General features: G+C 71.8%; 20 protein-coding genes. 9 read left to right on the plus strand and 11 right to left on the minus strand.

Annotation, left to right across the window (positions count from 1 at the left end; all coding sequences use genetic code 11):
* Position 1 precedes the first annotated feature (1 nt).
* Positions 2 to 1759 (plus strand): AfsR/SARP family transcriptional regulator, encoded by a 1758-nt coding sequence (locus OWR29_RS01560; protein WP_267560433.1) that lies wholly within the window; start codon positions 2 to 4, stop codon positions 1757 to 1759.
* A gap of 43 nt (positions 1760 to 1802) precedes the next feature.
* On the opposite strand, the gene OWR29_RS01565 is transcribed toward OWR29_RS01560, so the two are convergent.
* Positions 1803 to 2639: an NAD(P)H-binding protein gene (locus tag OWR29_RS01565; RefSeq protein ID WP_267560434.1), complete on the minus strand. Its 837-nt coding sequence runs from the start codon at positions 2637 to 2639 to the stop codon at positions 1803 to 1805.
* A gap of 106 nt (positions 2640 to 2745) precedes the next feature.
* Between OWR29_RS01565 and OWR29_RS01570 the strand changes: the two genes are divergently transcribed.
* Entirely contained in the window at positions 2746 to 3114 is a 369-nt protein-coding gene (locus OWR29_RS01570; protein ID WP_267560435.1) for a winged helix-turn-helix transcriptional regulator, read from the plus strand.
* 30 nt (positions 3115 to 3144) lie between these two features.
* On the opposite strand, the gene OWR29_RS01575 is transcribed toward OWR29_RS01570, so the two are convergent.
* Positions 3145 to 3549 (minus strand): RidA family protein, encoded by a 405-nt coding sequence (locus OWR29_RS01575; RefSeq protein WP_267560437.1) that lies wholly within the window; start codon positions 3547 to 3549, stop codon positions 3145 to 3147.
* Between the two features lie 93 nt (positions 3550 to 3642).
* On the opposite strand from OWR29_RS01575, the gene OWR29_RS01580 reads away from it, so the two are divergent.
* Positions 3643 to 4023: a winged helix-turn-helix transcriptional regulator gene (locus OWR29_RS01580; protein ID WP_267560438.1), complete on the plus strand. Its 381-nt coding sequence runs from the start codon at positions 3643 to 3645 to the stop codon at positions 4021 to 4023.
* 77 nt (positions 4024 to 4100) lie between these two features.
* Here the strand turns inward: OWR29_RS01580 and OWR29_RS01585 are convergent, their stop codons facing one another.
* From OWR29_RS01585 to OWR29_RS01595, 3 genes are read right to left on the minus strand one after another with little or no spacing between them, the layout of a single operon-like run.
* Entirely contained in the window at positions 4101 to 4490 is a 390-nt protein-coding gene (locus OWR29_RS01585) for a hypothetical protein (protein WP_267560439.1), read from the minus strand.
* 31 nt (positions 4491 to 4521) lie between these two features.
* Positions 4522 to 5475, minus strand: a complete 954-nt coding sequence (locus OWR29_RS01590) for a DUF6928 family protein (RefSeq protein ID WP_267560440.1) — start codon at positions 5473 to 5475, stop codon at positions 4522 to 4524.
* Positions 5476 to 5497: 22 nt separating this feature from the next.
* Positions 5498 to 5905, minus strand: coding sequence for a hypothetical protein (locus OWR29_RS01595; RefSeq protein ID WP_267560441.1), 408 nt, complete (start codon positions 5903 to 5905; stop codon positions 5498 to 5500).
* Between the two features lie 93 nt (positions 5906 to 5998).
* On the opposite strand from OWR29_RS01595, the gene OWR29_RS01600 reads away from it, so the two are divergent.
* The gene (locus OWR29_RS01600; RefSeq protein WP_267560442.1) at positions 5999 to 6244 is read left to right on the plus strand and encodes a hypothetical protein; all 246 of its coding nucleotides are present in this window, start codon (positions 5999 to 6001) and stop codon (positions 6242 to 6244) included.
* Between the two features lie 2 nt (positions 6245 to 6246).
* On the opposite strand, the gene OWR29_RS01605 is transcribed toward OWR29_RS01600, so the two are convergent.
* Together OWR29_RS01605 and OWR29_RS01610 are read right to left on the minus strand one after the other, a co-directional pair.
* Positions 6247 to 7641, minus strand: a complete 1395-nt coding sequence (locus tag OWR29_RS01605) for a glycoside hydrolase family 43 protein (RefSeq protein ID WP_267560443.1) — start codon at positions 7639 to 7641, stop codon at positions 6247 to 6249.
* A complete protein-coding gene (locus OWR29_RS01610) occupies positions 7641 to 8609 on the minus strand; it encodes an acetylxylan esterase (protein WP_267560444.1) in 969 nt (322 codons plus the stop codon). The genes OWR29_RS01605 and OWR29_RS01610 overlap by 1 nt, the downstream gene beginning before the upstream one ends.
* 91 nt (positions 8610 to 8700) lie before the next feature.
* Between OWR29_RS01610 and OWR29_RS01615 the strand changes: the two genes are divergently transcribed.
* From OWR29_RS01615 to OWR29_RS01625, 3 genes are all read left to right on the plus strand, one after another.
* Positions 8701 to 9117: a protein kinase family protein gene (locus OWR29_RS01615; protein WP_267560445.1), complete on the plus strand. Its 417-nt coding sequence runs from the start codon at positions 8701 to 8703 to the stop codon at positions 9115 to 9117.
* A 204-nt stretch (positions 9118 to 9321) separates the two neighbouring features.
* Positions 9322 to 11097: an AfsR/SARP family transcriptional regulator gene (locus OWR29_RS01620; RefSeq protein ID WP_267560446.1), complete on the plus strand. Its 1776-nt coding sequence runs from the start codon at positions 9322 to 9324 to the stop codon at positions 11095 to 11097.
* Positions 11098 to 11247: 150 nt separating this feature from the next.
* Positions 11248 to 12108, plus strand: coding sequence for a phytanoyl-CoA dioxygenase family protein (locus OWR29_RS01625; RefSeq protein WP_267560447.1), 861 nt, complete (start codon positions 11248 to 11250; stop codon positions 12106 to 12108).
* Between the two features lie 45 nt (positions 12109 to 12153).
* Here the strand turns inward: OWR29_RS01625 and OWR29_RS01630 are convergent, their stop codons facing one another.
* Positions 12154 to 13164 carry an SDR family oxidoreductase gene (locus tag OWR29_RS01630; RefSeq protein WP_267560448.1) on the minus strand — a complete coding sequence of 337 codons (1011 nt, stop codon included), beginning with the start codon at positions 13162 to 13164 and terminating at the stop codon, positions 12154 to 12156.
* A 39-nt stretch (positions 13165 to 13203) separates the two neighbouring features.
* Positions 13204 to 13737, minus strand: coding sequence for a TetR/AcrR family transcriptional regulator (locus OWR29_RS01635; protein WP_267560449.1), 534 nt, complete (start codon positions 13735 to 13737; stop codon positions 13204 to 13206).
* A 110-nt stretch (positions 13738 to 13847) separates the two neighbouring features.
* Between OWR29_RS01635 and OWR29_RS01640 the strand changes: the two genes are divergently transcribed.
* Positions 13848 to 15026, plus strand: coding sequence for a serine hydrolase domain-containing protein (locus tag OWR29_RS01640; protein WP_267560450.1), 1179 nt, complete (start codon positions 13848 to 13850; stop codon positions 15024 to 15026).
* Between the two features lie 3 nt (positions 15027 to 15029).
* Here OWR29_RS01640 and OWR29_RS01645 read toward each other — a convergent pair whose 3' ends face one another.
* Positions 15030 to 15548 (minus strand): hypothetical protein, encoded by a 519-nt coding sequence (locus tag OWR29_RS01645; RefSeq protein WP_267560451.1) that lies wholly within the window; start codon positions 15546 to 15548, stop codon positions 15030 to 15032.
* 44 nt (positions 15549 to 15592) lie between these two features.
* On the opposite strand from OWR29_RS01645, the gene OWR29_RS01650 reads away from it, so the two are divergent.
* Positions 15593 to 16384 (plus strand): alpha/beta fold hydrolase, encoded by a 792-nt coding sequence (locus OWR29_RS01650; protein WP_267560452.1) that lies wholly within the window; start codon positions 15593 to 15595, stop codon positions 16382 to 16384.
* On the opposite strand, the gene OWR29_RS01655 is transcribed toward OWR29_RS01650, so the two are convergent.
* Entirely contained in the window at positions 16311 to 18314 is a 2004-nt protein-coding gene (locus tag OWR29_RS01655) for an iron ABC transporter permease (protein ID WP_267560453.1), read from the minus strand. The genes OWR29_RS01650 and OWR29_RS01655 overlap by 74 nt on opposite strands.
* Positions 18315 to 18317: the final 3 nt, after the last annotated feature.

Raw genomic sequence — 18317 nt, forward strand, 5'->3', positions numbered from 1 at the left:
CATGGGCCTGACTGTGCACCTGCTCGGGTCGCCCTGGGTCGACCGGCCCGACGGGGTCCCGTACCAGGTGCGCAGTCGCAAGAGCTGGGCCCTGCTGGCCTGCCTGGTCCTCAGCGAACGGCCGCTGACCCGCAGCCGGCTGGCCGGCCTGCTCTACCAGGAGGCCGACGACCCGCTGCGGGCGCTGCGCTGGGGCCTGGCCGAGATACGCCGCTGCCTGGGCGTGGAGGTGGACGGCGACCCGGTCGTCCTGCGCCTGCCGCCCGGGGCGGTCGTCGATGTCGACGTGCTGCGGCACGGCTCGTGGGCGGCCGCCGTCGACCTGCCCGGGCTGGGCGCCGACCTGCTCGACGGCATCGCCGTGCGGGGCGCTCCCGCGTTCGAGTCGTGGCTGCTCTCCGAGCGCCGGCGGATCGCCGCGGCGGCCGAGGCGATCCTGCACGAGGCGGCACTGGGCCGGTTGGCGGCGGGCGATCTGGTAGCGGCCCGCGGCCTGGCGGTGCGGGCGGCCGGGATGAACCCGCTCGAAGAGAACCACCAGGCCCTGGTGATCCGGCTGTACCGGCTGGCCGGCGACGACCGGGCCGCCGAGAAGCAGTACCGGGCGGTGGCCGAGCTGTTCGCGCGGGAGCTCGGCGTCCGGCCCGGCGCCGCGGTCGAGGCGGCGATGGCGGCCACGCGCGAATCCCGTCCGGAGGCCGACGACGCCTCCCTCGAGGCCATCGTCGAGTCGGGCGCGGCAGCGGTGGCGGCGGGCTCGGTCGAGGCCGGGGTGCGGTCGTTGCGGACCGCCGTCCGGCTGGCCGACCGGGCGCGGTCGGACCGGTGGCGGCTCGCGGCCCGGGTCCGGCTGGCCGAGGCGCTGATCCACTCGCTGCGCGGCCTGGACGAGGAGGGCCTGGCCTTCCTGCACGAGGCCGACCGGATAGCGCTCGCCGTGGGGGAGCGGGCGGTGGCAGCGCAGGCCCGGGCCGAGATCGGGTACGTCGACTTCCTGCGCGCCCGCTACGACCGCGCCGAACGCTGGCTCACCGACGCCCTGAGCGTCGCCGACGGCTCGCCCGCGATCACGGCCCGGGTCAGCATGTATCTCGGCTCGGTCGAGAGCGACCGCGCGTTCTATCCGAAGGCCCGGCTGTGGCTCGAGAAGGCGATCGGGCTCGCTGCCGACGCCCGCACCGAGGCCTACGCGCTGTCCATGCTGGGCCGGATGCACCTGCTCACCGGCAACCTGGACGAGGCCGCGGCCCGCCTCGACGAGTCGACCCGCGTCGCCGAACGCGACCACTGGCTGGCTTTCGTACCGTGGCCGCAGGCGATGCGCGGCGAAACGTTCCTGGCCGCGGGCAACCCCGCCGCCGCAACCCGTCTGCTGCAGCAGGCGTTCGCCCGCGCCTGCCAGATCGGCGACCCCTGCTGGGAGGGGATGGCCGCCCGCTCGCTCGCGCTCGTGGCCGACGCGGCCGGCGACCCGGCCCGCGCGTTCGACCTGCTGGCCGACGCGCGCACCCGTTCCAACCGGCTGGCCGACCCGTACGTCTGGCTCGACGCCTACATTCTGGACGCCCAGTGCGACCTCGGCCGCCGCCACGACCACCCCGAAACTCAGGAGTGGGCCGGCGCGCTGCGCCGGTTGGCCGCCCGCACGGGCATGCGCGAGATGACCGTCCACGCACTGCGCCACTGCGCCGGCCCCGGCGACGAGGAGGCCGCCGCGCTCCTGGCCGGCGTCATCGCCGGCCGCCCGGACGCGTCGTGACGGCCATGCTCGAGCGTCAGACCCGGAGACGTGGTCCGGCGAGTCAGCGGAAGACGTCGATGTTCCGGGCGGCCCACTCGGCGAACGGCTGCGGAGGCCGGCCCAGAACCTCCGTCACATCGGGACTGACTCGCTGCTCGCTGCCGGTGGGTGCCCCGAGAATCGCCAGGGTGCCTTCGACCACCGGCGGCGGCATGAACGCCAGCATCTGCCGGCGCGCCTCGTCCGGCGACTGCTCGACGAAGCGGACCGGTTCGCCGAGCGCGGCAGCGAGGTCCGCCGCCCGTTGGCGTGGGGTGCTCAGCGCCGGGCCGGTCAGCTCGTAGGTGCGACCGTCGTGGCCGCCGTGCAGGGCGATGGCGGCCACCCCGGCGATGTCGTCCGGGTCGACCACCGGCAGGCCGACGTCGCCGAAGGGCGCGGCCACCGTACGGCCGGACCGGACCGAACCCGCCCAGGCGAAGGTGTTGGAAGCGAAGCCGCCCGGGCGCAGGATCGTCCAGCCGAGACCCGACCGGCGTACCTGCTCCTCGATGACGTGCAGCGGAGCGTGCGACGCGGTTCCGGGCCGGGTGCCGACGGCCTGCGAGGATTGCAGCACGATCCGCTTCACCCCGGCCGCGGTGGCCACCCGCACAATCTCGGACCCGTCAAGGCCGGCGCCCGCGCCTTCCACCAGGAGGAACATCGCGTCGGCGCCGGCGAGTGCCATACCCAGGCTCTCCGGGTCCTCGAGGTCGGCGCGTCGGTGGCGAACGCCGTCCGGCACCGCGACCGGGCGCCGTCCACGCGACACCGGCGTGACCGCGGTGCCCGACGCCGCCAGAATCGACACCAACGACCGGCCGACGTTCCCGGTCGCTCCTGTTACGACGATCATGTTTGTCTCCCCTTCGGACCGCTCGCTCGTGCGGTCGAGAGGGACGTTAGTTGCCTCCGTATACTAGGTACCTAGAAGATAGTATTGGCTTTGTGGTGGAGGGCACATGCAACGCTCAGCGGACCCCGAGGTCGCGTGCCCGGTCGCGCCGGTCGTCGACATCGTGTTCAGCCGGTGGACAACCCCGATCCTGTGGGCCTTGCACGAGTACGGGCGGCAGCGGTTCGTGGAGCTGGAGCGCCGGCTGACCAGCATCACCCCGAAGGTGCTCACGCAGCGGCTGCGTCAGCTGGAACGCGACGGGCTCGTCGCGCGTACGTACTACGCCGAAGTGCCGCCCCGGGTGGAGTACGAGATCACCGAGCTCGGCGCCGGCCTCGGTCCGCTCTTCGCTCACCTGGCCACCTGGGCGGATGCCAACCTGCCGGCGGTGGAGCGGGCACGGAACGCCTACGACGCCCGATCGCGGGCGTAGCATCGAGATCGGTGCGGCCTGTGTGCCGGCTCAGTCGATGATCGCCGTGACCTCGGCCTCGACGAGGATGCCGGGCTCGAAAAGGATGTCGACCCCGATCAGCGCGGCCGGCGGGGTGGCGAGGTCGAACTCGCGCGCCGCCTGGTCGACGCCCGCGGTGAAGGCGTCATACATCTCCCGCTTCCAGCCCGCGGCGTACCAGGTGAACCGGACGACGTCGTGGAAGGTCGCCCCGGCCGCGTCCAGTGCCTTGGCGACATTGCGGTACACCTGGGCGACTTGTCCGGCGAGGTCACCCGGCGCGACGAGTTCGCCGTTCTCGTCCCACGCCACCTGGCCGGCGATGTGGACCTGCCGGCTGCCGGTCGCCACCGCGACGTGGTGGTAGAGCGGGATCTGCACATGCCGGTCGGGGTTGATGAACGAAACAGCCACGACTTGTCTCCTGCTCTCTTGTAGTTACTGAGGAACCGTAGGAGAGTGTGGGCTGACGTGGAAGAACGCACTTTTCAGTGACTGGGGAACCCGATGGTGACCAAGCAGCTCAGCGGCCTGCCGGAGGACGCGGATCTCAGGCGCGCCGACTCGTTGGCGCGGGAGATCTTCTCTGATGTCGCCAACAAGTGGGCGTTGCTGATCATTGAAGCGCTCGGTGAGCGCACTCTTCGCTTCAGCGAGTTGCGCACCGAGGTCGAGGGCATCAGCCACAAGATGCTCACCCAGAACCTGCGCATGCTCGAGCGCAACGGCCTGGCCGTGCGAAAGGTGCACCCGACGGTGCCGCCGCGCGTCGAGTACACACTCACCGAGCCGGGTCAGGCCCTGCGCGCGACGGTCGACCTGATCTGCGGCTGGACCCACCAGCACTTGAGTCACATCGAGTCGGCCCGCCGCCGCTTCGGAAGCTGACCTGTTGTTCCGACCCCTTGCCTCTGTCGGCCAGTGTTGGGACAGCCGGGGTCACGGATCTGCCGCTGATTACGCGTCTAGAAGTCGCGCCACTCGTCCGTCAGTTGGCTTCGGTCGAGGTCGCGGCGTTCGGTTACGGCGTCGACGTCGACGCCGGCGGCGGTCACCACGTCGTCGATGTACTCGCACAGTTCTTCGCGGGTCATGGTGTCGATGCCGGTCTGCACGTCGTTCAGGGTGAGCACCACCCGCTCGACCGCGCGCCAGACGGCCTGGTCCGTCGGTGCGGGACCGAGCTGGGCCACCTCGCGTTCGTACGCCGTGAGCCTCGCATCGACGGCGTCGATGAACTCCGGCGGCCATGCCATGGCGGCATACGCGTGCTCACGCGCCAAGGTTCCGGCCGCGACTTGCTGGGCTTGTTCGGCCACCTCGCGCCGCCACCGGTCGGTCAATCGCTCGATCATGGCGGGCAGCCTAGACCGCCGGAGAGGTTGGCTACAGCCAGATCTGCTCCCAGGTGCGGTCGCCTCGATCGTCCGGGTCCTCGAGGTATCCGCGAAAGATCTGCGCGACTTCTTCGAGTGCGTCGACCTCGCATCGGAAGTGCCGGTCCGGTCCGCCCTCGCGTCGCTCGACCTGGAACTTCCGGGCCGGCACGTCGTGACGGCCGCCGGCGGCTGCTTGGAGGTAGTGCTCACCGCCGCGGTCGACGATGAGATAGTCGAGCCCGTCGCCGAGCCGCTGGACCTGTGACTCGACGTCGAGGGCTGACGGTTGCGGGATCGGGCGGCCGTGCGAGCGTTCCAGTGTCAGCTTCGGCGCACCCCGTCGGTAGCCGGCCAACGGCACCAGGTCCGGATCGGGCATTCCGTCCGGCGGTGTCCCCTCGATGGCGAACCCGCACAGGGCGGCCAGCGCCTCCTCGCCGAGATCCAGCGGATGGAACGGCAGGGGATAGGGCTCGTCGTCCTCGTCGTCGGGCTCGACCGGGTGCCGACCGGCCCAGTACGACTGCTCGAACGGCAGCCGGTTCCCGTGGTCCTCGACGATGCCACGGGCAGGGTTCAGGCACAGCGCTCGTTCCTGCGTTCCGTCGGCGGTCCAGACCGCGAAGCCGAGGAAGTCCGACCCGCTGTGCATCGAGTGCAGGATCACGCGCCGGCCCGACCCCTCGGCCAGCCAGCTCGGCCGTAGGTCAGCCGGCCGGATCTCGCCCAGGTCGGCGTCGCAGATGATCGTCAGGCCCGGGAACACTCCCGCGTAGAGCAGACCGGCCGGCGGGTTGACGGCCGAGTCCAGGCTGCCGTCGCCGACCGGGACGACGTCGAGCCCGGGCAACAGCCGGGCCACCAGCGCGTCGGTCGCCGCGCGGTCCAGTTGGAGCGCGTCAGGCAATGCCCGACGCGCATCACCTTCGGCATAGATCAGCAGTGCTGTCTTGGCACCCACGCCCGGACACCCTGCAGACGGGTCAGCTGTCCAGGTCGCCCAGAAGTTGTTCGGCTACTCGGCGGGCCGCTTTCCGGCCTGCGCGCTGGGGGATGAGGCCTTCCTTGGCCACGCCGCGGACCGTGGCGACGACCGTGTCGTCCTGTTCGCGGAGCGTCACCGTGACGACTGCCGGGTTCAGGTTCATCGCGCCCGAGCCCATGACGGCTTGCGACTCGGCTGTCCTCGTGCCGAGGGCATCCAGGGCCAGGCCGACCAGCTCCGCGGCGGCCGGCAGCGACAGCGGGAGCTCCACCTCGGTCTCGAAGATGTCGGCACGCATTCTCCGGGCCGCGAAGCTCGCTCCCTGCCCGGCGCCCCGCTTCACACTGTTGCCCACCGCCTGAAGGCCGGCGACCAGCAGTTGGTTCTCCTCGGGGGTCAGCTCCATGATCGGCAGTAGATCATGATCAGTGGCCCGTGGCGAGCGACCTCATCCGAAACGAATGAGGCCGGCGGCGGCCGGGTGGTCGATAGTGAGGGGATGAGCAGACCGATCACCTCCACGCTTCTCATCACCGGGGCCGCGCTCACCGTGGTGGGCGGGATCATCGGGCTGGCCGGTGCGGCCGTCACCACGATCGGCGCCGTCACCGCGGCCCGGCGGCGCATCGAGCAGATGGACACCCCGCCGAGTGAGCTCGCCCGCCGTCAGTGGCGGCGAGCCCGGACAGCCGTGACAGCCGGCACCGGCGCCTGGCGCAACGGCGATCTGTCAACGGTTCCCTGAGCTCACGGTGCGGCGGTGCGGTACCAGTCGAAGGCGGCCGATCCCCGTGTCACGTACAGGCCGATCACGCGCCCGGTGAAGCCGGTGGCCACTTCGGTGGAGAGGTAGCGGCCGTCCAATTCGGCCAGGGGCGGCCCGTCGCCGACGCGGAACGTGATCCTGTCCGGCCCTTGGAAGGACTCGTGCGTACGGGTCTCGACGGTCAGGTCGAGCGAGCCAGGCGGCACCGGCTGCTCGGCGACGACCTGGCGAACCGGGCCGATGCTGGCCACCACCCGGGCCTGGCCGTCGGTGATCTCCAGGTCGTAGTGGTGCGCGTCGTCCATGCGTACGGATAAACCGGCGCACGCCGTCCCGGGGTCCAGCCGGGTCGTCACCCGGGTGTCGTGCTGCTGCTGGCGGCGGCCGACGAACGCGCCGGCGTGCAGGGTGAGCCAGCCCGGCCGCTCGGTCAGCGACCACGAGTCGTCCGGGCGCTGCCGTGGCGAGATCCACTGCGGGGCCAGGGTTACCGCGTCGAAGTCGTCCCGTTCCGCCGGCAGCGAAGGCCCGCTCGGCACGCCGACCTCGCCCACCACGGGCCAGCCGCCGGCCCAGTGCACGCGGGCCAGGAACGTCTCGCGGCCGAGCACGTGGAAGGCGGGCGTCTTGCCGCGCGGGCGCGTGGCCAGCAGAACCATCCACCAGTTGCCGTCGGGGTCCTCCACGAGGTCGGCATGGCCCGTGCTCTGGATCGGGTTGTCGGTGCTGCGGTGGGTCACCAGCGGGTTGTGCGGGGCCGGCTCCCACGGGCCGAGCGGCGTCCGGGCCCGGGCCATGGCCACGGTGTGCCCGCGTTCGGTGCCGCCCTCGGCGATCATCAGGTACCACCAGCCGCCGATCCGGTAGAGGTGCGGCGCCTCCGGATACTGCAGGCCCGTGCCCGCCCAGGCCGGGAACGGGCCGTCGAGCACCTGGCCGGTGGCCGGGTCGATGCGCGCGACCTGCGTGCCCGACACCATGCACCAGCAGGAACCGTCGTCGCCCCAGGTCAGGTCGGGGTCGATGCCGGGCAGGTCGATCCGGACCGGGTCGCTCCACGGGCCTTCCGGGTTCTCGGCCGTGACCAGGAAGTTGCCGCCGGCCGAAGTGTTCGTCGTGATCATCCAGAACCGGCCGTCGTGGTGGCGCAGCGTCGGGGCGTAGATGCCGCCCGACGCCTCGGTGTCCGCGGGCAGCGGCAGCTGGGACGGCCGGTCGAGCACGTTGCCGATCTGCCGCCAGTTCACCAGGTCACGGCTGTGGAACAGCGGCACGCCAGGGAAGTACTCGAAGCTGGAGCAGACGAGGTAGTAGTCGTCGCCGACCCGGCACACGCTCGGGTCCGGGTGGAAGCCGGGAATGATCGGCCGGCTCATCAGGGGTCGCCGAGACGCGTACGCAGGAACTCGAGGGCCTTCTGCTCGTCGAGGATCGCGCCGCCCTCGTGACCGTTGTACTCCCACACCTCGATCTGCTTCTCGCCGCCGTACTCGTGGTAGGAGCCGAACACGGTCGACGGCGGGCAGACGGTGTCGCGCAGCGCGGCCGAGAACAGCGCGGGCGCGGTCGCCCGGCCGGCGAAGTTGACCCCGTCGAAGAACTGCAGCGTCCGGTGCACCTGCTCCACCTCGGTGCGGTGCACGACCAGATAGTCGATGATTTCCTTGTACGGATACGACTCCGTCACTCGCAAGGCGCGCGGGAAATCCGACAGGAACGGTACGAAGGCCACCACCGCGGCCAGGTCGGAGCGCAGCCCGGCCACCGCGAGCGCGTTGCCGCCACCCTGACTGCCGCCCAGCACGGCGATCCGGTCGTTGTCCACCTGCTCGAGCGAGCGCGCCGCGTCGACGGCCCGGACGGCGTCGGTGAACATGCGCCGGTAGTAATAGGTGGCCGGGTCGAGGATGCCGCGGGTCATCACGCCCGGCACCTGGGGCGACGCCGTGGCTTCGTCGGGGGTGACGCCCAGGCTCCAGCCCGAGCCCTGCCCGCGCGTGTCCATCTGCAGATGGGCGAAGCCGGCCGAGGCCCACAGCAGGTTCTCGAGCTCGTGGCCGCGCCCGCCGCCGTACCCGACGTACTGCACGACCGCGGGCAGCGGGCCGGTGGCGTGGGTGGGCACCCGTAGCCAGCCGCTGACGTCCTGCCCCGCATAACCCCGGAAGGTCACGTCGTACGTGGAAATGGTCTTGAGGCCCGTCGGGACCGCACGCAGGCGCACGTCGATGTCGTGGGCGGCCGCCTCGGCCAGGGTCCCGGCCCAGAACTCGTCGAAGCCGCCGGGCGCGGTCTGCGTGCTGCGGTAGGTGGCGAGCTGGTCCAGCGAGAGGTCAGTGAGCACGCCAAGATCCTAGGGCGATACCGGCTAGCCGGTATCGCCGTTGGGTGCCTGCCCTGACGACAACCGGCCCGGCGCGCGGGAGGGTCAGGGCATGACAGCTGTCTCGTACGCGCCGGCGCGCCGCCCACTCGGGAGCCGGACGCTGGCCGACGCGATCCGGGCCGAGGGACGCCTGCCGCTCGACCAGGTCTGCCGGATCGGTCTGCGGCTGCTCGACGCGATCGAGGCGGCCCACGCGGCCGGGGTGGTGCACGGCAACGTCCAGCCCGGCACGGTGCAGTTGTTCGACGACGACCGGGTGGTCCTGCTGTTCGGGGCCGAGGGCGGCGTGGCCGAACCGACCCGGGACGGCGACCTGGTGGCGCTGGGCGCGACCCTGTTCGCGGCGTCGGCCGGGCGGCCCGGCTTCCTGCGCTCGGTGATCGACGACCTGTTCGATCCCGGAACGCGGTGCGGCATTGATCAGATTCGCGCGGCCCTGACGATTGGCCAAGGTCAATTCTTCTGAGAGTTTGCGCGATATGAATTGACCGATTGCCGGTCAACAACGCGGCCGCGACGGGGTAGCGGGGCGGAGCCGAGGTGTCTACGGTCTGCTCAGGTTTCAGGTTCGTCGAAACGTTCGGCCGTGGCTCCGCGGCGTTTTTGCCCCGTTCGTTCCCGGTTGGGTGCGGGTGGCGCGGGGTGGCGTGTGCCGCGGGGGAAGGTAGGCATGCGGTATCAGATCCTCGGTCCGCTTCTGGTGGAGCACGAGCAGCAGACCCGCCCGGTGACCGGCGGCAAGGTCCGCACGCTGCTGGCCGCGCTGTTGCTGCACGCCAACCAGCAGCTGTCGGTGGCCCAGCTGGCCCAGCGGATGTGGCCCGGCGAGGCCCCGAACTCGCTGCGCCGGGTGGTGCAGACCAACATTGTGCGGCTGCGCCACGAGCTGCCCTGGCCGGGTTCGGTGGTGACCGGTCCGGCCGGTTATTCGCTGCTCGTCGAACCGGACGAACTCGACATGCACGTGTTCGACCGGCTGGTCGCCGAGGCCGGAACCGTCTCGAGCCTGGACGCCCAGGCCCGGCTGCTGCGCGAGGCGCTTGACCTGTGGCGCGGGCCGGCCTGCGCCGACGTCGCCTCGCCGTGGCTGCACGAGATGGACCTGCCCTCGCTCAACGAGCGCCGGCTGCTCGCGCTGGAGCGGCGCATCGAGGTCGACCTGCTGCTGCACCGGGCCGAGGGCATCGTGCCCGAGCTGCGCCGGCTGACCGTCGAACACCCCTTCCGGGAACGCTTCTGGGTGCAGCTCATGGCCGCGCTGTACCGGCAGGGGCGGCAGGCCGAGGCGCTCAGCGCCTACCACACGGTGTCCCACCGGTTCATCGACGAGCTGGGCGTCGAGCCCGGCGGCGAGCTGCGCGAGGTCCACCAGCAGATCCTGCGCGGCTCCGGGCTGCATCCGCTGCTGTCCGAGGCGGCCGCTCCGGTGCAGGTCGCGGCGGCGCCGGCCGTGGCTCCGCACACGCTGCCGTCGGGGCCCCTGCATTTCGTCGGGCGGGCCGAGGAGTTCGCCACCCTCGACTGGCACCGGGACGAGGCGGCCGCCGTGATCGTGCTGGACGGGCCGGCCGGCATCGGCAAGTCGGCCCTGGCCGTGCGGTGGCTGCACGACATCGCCGGCGACTATCCCGGCGGGCAGCTCTATGTGGACCTTCGCGGGTACGCCGAGGAGCCGCCCCTGGACCCGTCGGACGCGCTGGCCGTGCTGCTCGAGGGCCTGGGCGTGGCCGCCGCCGAGGTGCCGCCGGGCGTCGCGGCCCGGGCCCAGCTGTTCCGCTCGCTCACCGCGACCCGGCAGCTGGCCGTCCTGCTCGACAACGCGCTCGACGCCGTGCAGGTGCGCCCGCTGCTGCCCGGCCCGGCTGCGACCGCCGTGATCACCAGCCGCAACCAGCTGCGCGGCTTGGTGGCGCTGGACGGCGCGGTACGGGTGACCGTGCCCCGCCTCGAGCCGGCCGAGGCGTCGTCCCTGCTCGGCCTCAAGCCGGGCACGGAAGAGGCGGCCCGGCTGGGGGAGTTGTGCGACCGTACGCCGCTGGCGTTGCGCATTCTGGCCGAGCGCATGGCCCGGCTGCCGCACGTGTCACCCTCGTCGTGGATTGCCGAGCTGCGCGACGAGGCGGACAGGCTGACCGCCCTCGACGCCGGTGACGGCGGCTCGGGGTCGCTGCTGCGCTCGCTCTCGTGGTCGTACCGGCGGCTCGACCCCGACGCCGCCGAGCTGATGCGCAGCCTGGCCGTGCACACCAGCGAGGCGTTCACGACGGCGCGGGCGGCCGAGGTGGCGATGATGCCGGTCCCGGCCGTACGCCAGCATCTCGATCGCCTGGTCGGTGTGCACCTGGTCGAGCAGATCTACCACGATCGTTACCGGGTGAGCCCGCTGGCCGGGCTGTACGGCCGGCACGGCGCTCAGCTCGACCCGGCTTCACTTCGGCTTCAATGAGGTTTCACGGCGGGGGAACGGCCAGTTTTCCCCGAACCGGCCGTTGTGCCGGCCGTCACGGCCGCCGAAGCTTCACTGCGTGCAACGGGGGAGCCGAATCGGCTTCGTTGCCTTCGGTGATATCAAGGCGAGCAATCGGGTGAGGAATCAATGGCCAAAGATCTTTCCGTCGATGTGAATGCGTTCTGGGAGAACGGTTACCAGATCATTCGTAACGTCTACTCGCGCGACGAGATCAAGGGTTTCCGTGAGGCGGCCTTCGCCTCCCGCGGCCGTGGTCCCGGCGATCTGCTCTCCAACCCGAAGATGCGCAGCTCGCTGACCGACGGCCGGTTCGTCAGCGTCGCCCGCCAGCTGCTCGGCAGCGACGACATCTGGTACTCGGGCGACAGCTCGTACACGATCAACTCCGGCCAGCGCGGCTTCCACAAGGACAACGTGGACCGCAAGGACGGCAACGGGCCGGACTGGAAGGGCCGCTACACGCTGCTGCGTTTCGGCATCTACCTGCAGGACCACTACCGGCACACCGGCGGCCTGAACCTGCGCGCCAAGTCGCACAACACGGCCGACCACAACTTCGGGCAGAACGTCTACGTCCGTACGCGCCCGGGTGACCTCGCGGTGTGGAGCATGCGCACCACCCACAGCGGCAACGGCGTCCTGTACAAGTTCCCCAAGTGGGTGCACCCGGAGCCCAAGGACATCCCGAACATCCCGCAGTGGCGCATCGCCAAGGCCGACGGCGACCGGCTCGCGGTCTTCGCCGCGCTGGGCCTCGACGACGCCCACCACAACCGCTACGTCGAGTACATGAAGACCCGCACGTACATGGTCAACTCGTTCCGGGCCTCGATCTACGACGACGAGACGCGGCTCGAGGCCAAGAACGCCGGCCTCAACATCCGCGACGTGGCGGCCGAGATCGAGGGCGACGACACGGTCGGCAAGAACCTCAACTGGGAGCCCATCCCGTACGAGGTCGGCGCCGAGCCGCGCCCGCGGGCCTAGGCACACGCTCCGGTCGGCACGGCTTGGCGGAGCCGTGCCGACCCTTCAGCTCTCGCGCAGGGCGAGCAGACTCTCGGCCGTCTCGACAATCGTGTCCTCGATCGGGCGGGCCTTCCAGCCGAGCAGGCGTTCCGCCTTGGCCGAGGTCGCGTCGAGGTTGCGTCCCAGCAGCAGACGCAGGGCGCCCATCTGCGGGTTCACCTTGGCCAGGCCCCGGGCCACCACGAGCGGCATCTCGCGGGTCGGCACCTTGGCCGCCCGCTCACCGAGCCGCGCGCGCAGGATGGCGGCGATGTCCCGCTGCCAGAGGCTGTGCCCGGCGGTGGCGATGAACCGCTCGCCCGCGGCGGCCGGCTCGGTCATGGCGAGCAGATGCAGCGAGGCGACGTCGCGCACGTCGACGTAGCCGGTGGCGAACTTCAGCAGGGCCGGCGCCGAGCCGTCGAGCATGCTCGCGATCGAGTTCAGCGACGGCGAGTAGTCCGGGCCGAGCACCGGGCCCAGCACGGCCGTCGGGTTGACCGTGGCCAGTTCCAGCCCGCGGCCCTCGCCGTTCACGAAGTCCCAGGCGGCCCGCTCGGCCAGCGTCTTCGATTTCTGGTACGGGGCGATGTCCGCGTCCACGTTCGTCCAGTCCTGCTCCGTGAACGGGGTGTCGCGCGGCGGGTGGCCGTAGGCGATGGCCCCGATCGCCGAGGTCATCACCACCCGCCGTACGCCCGCCTCGCGCGCCGCTCGCAGCACCCGCAGTGTGCCGTCGATCGCCGGGCGCACCATCTCGTCGTCGTCGCGCGGCACCTGGGTCAGCGTGGGCGAGGCGACGTGCAGCACGTGGTCGCAGCCCGCCACGGCTTCGGCCCAGCCTTCATCGTTCTGCAGATCGGCCCGTACGAACGTCAGTTGCGCGCCGGAATCGGCCTTGAGCATCGCGCGCACCTGGGGCTCGCGAGCCAGATCGCGCACGGTCGTGCGCACGGCGTACCCCGCGTTCAGCAGCGCCAGCACGCAGTAGCTGCCGATGTAACCCGAGCCGCCGGTAACCAATACGTCAGTCATGCCCCAACGGTACTGGAGACCTCTCCACTTATGCCAGAGTTAAGCGGAGAATTCTCCGGATAGACCGTCGAGCAGCAGCGCCAGCATGGGCTGGGTCCGCTCGGGGGCGGCCCGCCAGAGAGCGCCGGTGAACTGCAGAAAGTCGCCCGGCTCGGCGTCGGCGCGGATGCTGCCGTCACGCTTGCCCGCGTCGAGCAGCCGGGTGATGACGTCGATCACCGGCCCGTACGTCTGCTCGGTGATCGACTTGTGCGCGTCCGGGCTGAGGGCGGCCCCGAACGCGTGCTTCTGCCGCATGGCGTCGACCAGTTCGGTCGTCCAGAGCCGCAACGCCTCGCGAGGCGCGTGCCCGGCGAGCAGCCCGTCGGCCGAGCCGATGATCCGGCCGACCTCGTCGGCATAGATCTCCAGGATCAGCGCCTCGCGCGACGGATAGTTGCGGTACAGCGTGCCCGGCCCGACGCCGGCCCGCTGGGCGATCTGATTCATCGACGCGTTGTCGTCCTCGGCGAACGCCGCCCGGGCGGCGGCCAGAATCCGCGCGCGGTTCTCCCGCGCGTCAGCTCGAACCATGGCTCACTCCCTCACCCGGAGACGTCTCCGCAACTGTAGACGGGCTCGTATCGCCCGCGTATCGGGAAGCGCATACGCCGCCGCAACGTCAGGCTGTCTTCAGTGGAGGAATGGACAAGCAGATAGGTCGGCGACCACTGATCCTCGGCGGCAGCGCGTTGGTGGCCGGGATCGGCCGGGCCGGGCCGATGCCACCGGGCGCCGGGGCGGTCGAGGCATACGACAAGTACGTGGCGGGTCTGGCCGCCGAGGGCAAGTTCTCGGGCGTGGTGCTGCTTTCGCACCGCGGCCGTACGGTGTTGTCGCGCAGCTACGGCTGGGCCGACCGGGAGAGGCGGATCCGCAACCACGAGGGCACCGCGTTCAGCCTCACGTCGGCCGGCAAGCCGTTCCACGCGGTGGCCATGCTGCAGCTGGCCCAGCGGGGCGCGCTCGCCCTGTCCGACCCGGTGGGCAAGCACCTGACCGGCTTCAGCCAGGACATCGCCGAGCGCGTCACCGTGCACCACCTGCTCTCGGGCACCTCGGGGCTGGACACGCCGCCCGAGGAGGTGGGCCGGGTGTTCCGCAGCCGCGACGAGGTGCACGCGTTCTATCAGCGGCGGGCCCGGCAGGCGACCCTGGCCGGCGTGCCGGGTCTGCCGACCACCACCCACGCCGAGGCCGAGGTGACGCTGGCCGCGCTGATCGTGGAGGCGGTGACCGGCACGACGTACTGGGACTACGTCCGCCGGAACATCTTCGAGCGCAGTGGCATGACCAGCTCGGCCTTCCACACGCGGCCGCAGTGGCTCACCGGGCGGGACATCGCGCACCCGTACATGAAAGTGGCCGGCGGCGGCGTGGTGGACGCCCTGCGGAACCTCGGCCAGGGCAGCCCCTACCCGTACGTGCTGGGCAAGAACCCGGGCCGCGCGTTCGTCGACGCCCCGGGCGACGGCGGCTTCGCCAGCGCCCCCGACCTGGTGCGGTTCGCGCGGGCCCTGAGCGACGGCACGCTGCTGGACCGCCCGTGGCGCGACGTGCTGTTCGCCCCCAAGCTCCCGCACGGCCCGGCCTCGTTCGGGGCGTACGGGCTCGCGGTCGAGATCGCCGGCGGCCAGTGGGTGCAGCAGCGGGCCGGCGGCAACCCCGGCGTCGGCGCCAACTGGACCATCTACCCGGACACCGGCTGGGTCGGCGTCATCCTGGTCAACCGTGACGCCGACGGCGTCGCGCTGGCCGACCTGATCGGCCGCGAGACCTGGGCCGTCACCGGCGTCCCACCCGGCCCGGGAGCGGGCGGCTGACCCTCATCGGTACGGCGGGGTCACCTCGACCCAGTAGTCGTCGATGTAGGAGCGGTAGAGAAGGCCCGCGAGGATGCGGACGAACTCGGTGCGGCTGTCCGGGCCGGCGTTCTCGCGCAGGCGGGTCACCAGGTCGTAGGCGGCGTCGCGGCACTGCGCCCCGATGCTGCCCTGCGGCACGACGATCGCCCCGTCGTCCAGGCGGTCGGCCAGCCAGCGGGCGAACGGCCGGTCCGGGTCGTCCTCGGTCCAGATCTCGCCCTCGTCGTCGTGCCAGTAGGCGTCCAGCACCCTCAGCGCCAGCTTGCGGGTGAAGCGTCTCCACCGGTCCTCGCTGTTGACGGCCTCGAGCTCGCGGACGAGATCGTCGGCCGCCGTCGAACACTCGGCGCCGAGCGGCCCGGCCGGCGCCAGGGCGTCCGGCTCGGCCATGCGGGCCACGTAGCCGGCGAGCCAGGGCTCGAACGGTCGTTCCGGGTCCTCGACGCTGAAGTCGATGGTGTCGGCGGCGTCTTCAACCACGACCCGAGCTTATGAGCCTCCGGTCCGGCTCGGAGGCTGAAGTCGTGACTACGCTGGGGCGGGTGCCCTACCTGCGGATCGGCGACGTTGACCTTTACTCGGAAGTCGACGGAGAGGGCGAGCCCGTTCTGCTGCTGCACGGCGGTTTCTGCTCGCTCGAGTCGCTGCGGGTGACCTCGGATGCGCTGGTGGGCGATCACCGGGTGTACGCCTTCGAGCGGCCCGGGCACGGGCGGTCGGCCGACATCGCGGGGGAGTACGGGTACGCGCGGATGGTGGCCGACACCCTCGGCTACCTCGACGCGGTCGGGCTGGAGTCGGCTCACGTCGTGGGGTACAGCGACGGGGCGATCATCGGGTTGCTGCTGGCCCTCGACCACCCGGGGCGGGTGCGCTCGTTGACCGCGATCAGTGGGAACCTCGATCCGTCGGCGTTCGGCGACACCGGCGGGGCGCTGTCGAAGGAGGAGGCGGCGGAGCCGGGGCCGGATGTCGAGCGGATGCACTACGAGCGGTTGTCCCCCGACGGGGCTGCGCACGCTGACGTCGTACTGGGAAAGCTCTTTCGCCTCTGGACCAGCGAACCGCACATCGAGCCGAAAGAGCTCGCCCGCATCGACGCTCCGGCGCTGATCATGTCGGGCGACCGGGACACGATTCCGCCCGGGCACAGCCTGCTCATCGCCGCGTCGATTCCCGGCGCGCAGCTCTGTGCCGTGCCGGGGACCACGCATCACCTGGTGGCCGAGCGGCCCGAGCTGGTCAGCGGGCTGGTCCGCGACTTTGTGACCGCAGCAGCCACACGAAGTACGGGGCGCCGATCAGGGCCATCATGAGCCCGGCCGGGATCTGCGAGGGCGCGATCAGCGTACGGCCGAGGGTGTCGGCCACCGAGACGAGCAGAGCGCCGAGCAGCATGGCGACCGGGACGATCCGTCCGTGCCGTACGCCGACCAGACCGCGGGCCAGATGCGGGGCGACCAGCCCGACGAAGCCCACCACGCCGACCGCGATCACGCTGACCGCCGCCGCGACCGCTGCCGCGGTCAGTAGGGACAACCGCGCGCCCTCCCGCCGTACGCCGAAGATCTTGGGGGTGTCCTCGTCGATCGCCAGCAGGTCGAGCTGGCGGCGCAGCCCCACCACGATCGGCGTCGCGAGCAGCAGCACCACGGCGACCGGCGCGACGTCGGCGAACGTGCGGCCGTAGGTGGTGCCGGACAGCCAGGTCAGGATGCGCGGCGTGTCCCACGGGTCGGCCCGCAGCAGCAGGAACGTGCTGACGGCGCTGAGCGCGTAGCCGCAGCCGATGCCGATCAGCAGGAACCGGTCGGGCAGCAGCCCGCCGCGCCAGGCCAGCACGGCGATGAGCCCGAAGGTGGCCAGCCCGACGGCCACCGCACAGACGATCAGCGCCGTCCGGCCGCCGAGGCCCGAGGTCACCACGAACACCGCGCCCAGGCCGCCGCCGGCCGTGATGCCGAGGACGCCCGGCTCGGCCAGCGGGTTGCGGACCGTGCCCTGCACGACGGTTCCGGCCAGGGCGAGCGCGGCCCCGGCAGTGATGGCCGCCGCCACGCGGGGCGCCCGGTCATCGAGCGCGCGGCCGATCAGATCGGGTGCAGTGCCCTGCAGCCACAGCGCGATGTCGCCCGTACGCAACCACAAGCTGCCCGCCAGCAGACCGGTCACCGCGGCCGCGGCCAGCAGCACCGCCGCGACCACCACGACCGTGAGGAAGCGCCGCCGCGAGCGGACCGCCACGTACGCCCGGGGCACGATCCCGGTGTCCCGCAGCCGGAGGGCCAGGATCACGATGACCACGGCCCCGAGCAGGGAGGTCGGAACTCCGGTGGGGATCGAGGCGGCCGCCTGGGCGCCCATGACCGCCCGCAGCACGGCGTCGGCCAGCAGCACCAGAAGCGCGCCGGCCAGCCCGCAGGCCGGGATCAGAAACGCGTGCCGGCCGAGCGCGCTGATCCGGTTGGCGGCCAGCCGCACCGCCACCGGCGCGGCCAGCCCGACGAAGGCCAGCGGCCCCGCCAGCGTCACCGAGATGCTGGTCAGCAGCACCGCGCACAGCACCGCGAGGACCCTCGTCGAGCGGACCGGCACGCCCAGCGAGGCGGCCGCGTCGTCGCCCAGGCCGAGCACGTCGAGCCGCCGGGCCAGCAGCAGGGCGGCCACCAGCACGACGACGATGACGGGGGCGGCGCGGGTGGCCGCGTCCAGGTTCAGCTGGGCCAGCGAGCCGCTGCCCCACGCGTACAGGCCGGTCGTGCTCTCCTTGAACAGGATCAGCAGCATCGCCGTGGCCGCGTCGAGGGCCATCGCGACCGCCGACCCGGCCAGGATCAGCCGGGTCGACGCGGTGCCCGAGGCGGCGCCGACCAGGCCGAGCACCAAGGACGCAGCAAGCAGACCGCCGGTGAAGGCCACCGCGCCCGAGGCCCACACCGGCACGGCCAGCCCGAACGCGGCGACCAGGCACAGCGCGAAGTACGAGCCGGCGGTGACGGCCAGCGTGTCCGGGGCGGCCAGCGCGTTGCGGGTGACCGACTGCAGCAGCGCGCCGGCCGAGCCGAGCGCCACCCCGACCGCGACGCCGGCCAGCAGCCGCGGCACCCGGGAGCCGAGCAGGATGCCGTCCACGTCGCCCTGCAGCAGGTCGAGGAGCCCGATGCCGGACGTCCCCTGCGTCAGGTGCCACGCGCCGACGGCCAGCACGGCGACGAGCAGGACGGCCAGGACGGCCGCCCCGCGCACACC

Source organism: Paractinoplanes pyxinae (genome assembly GCF_026626335.1).
GTDB lineage: Bacteria > Actinomycetota > Actinomycetes > Mycobacteriales > Micromonosporaceae > Actinoplanes > Actinoplanes pyxinae.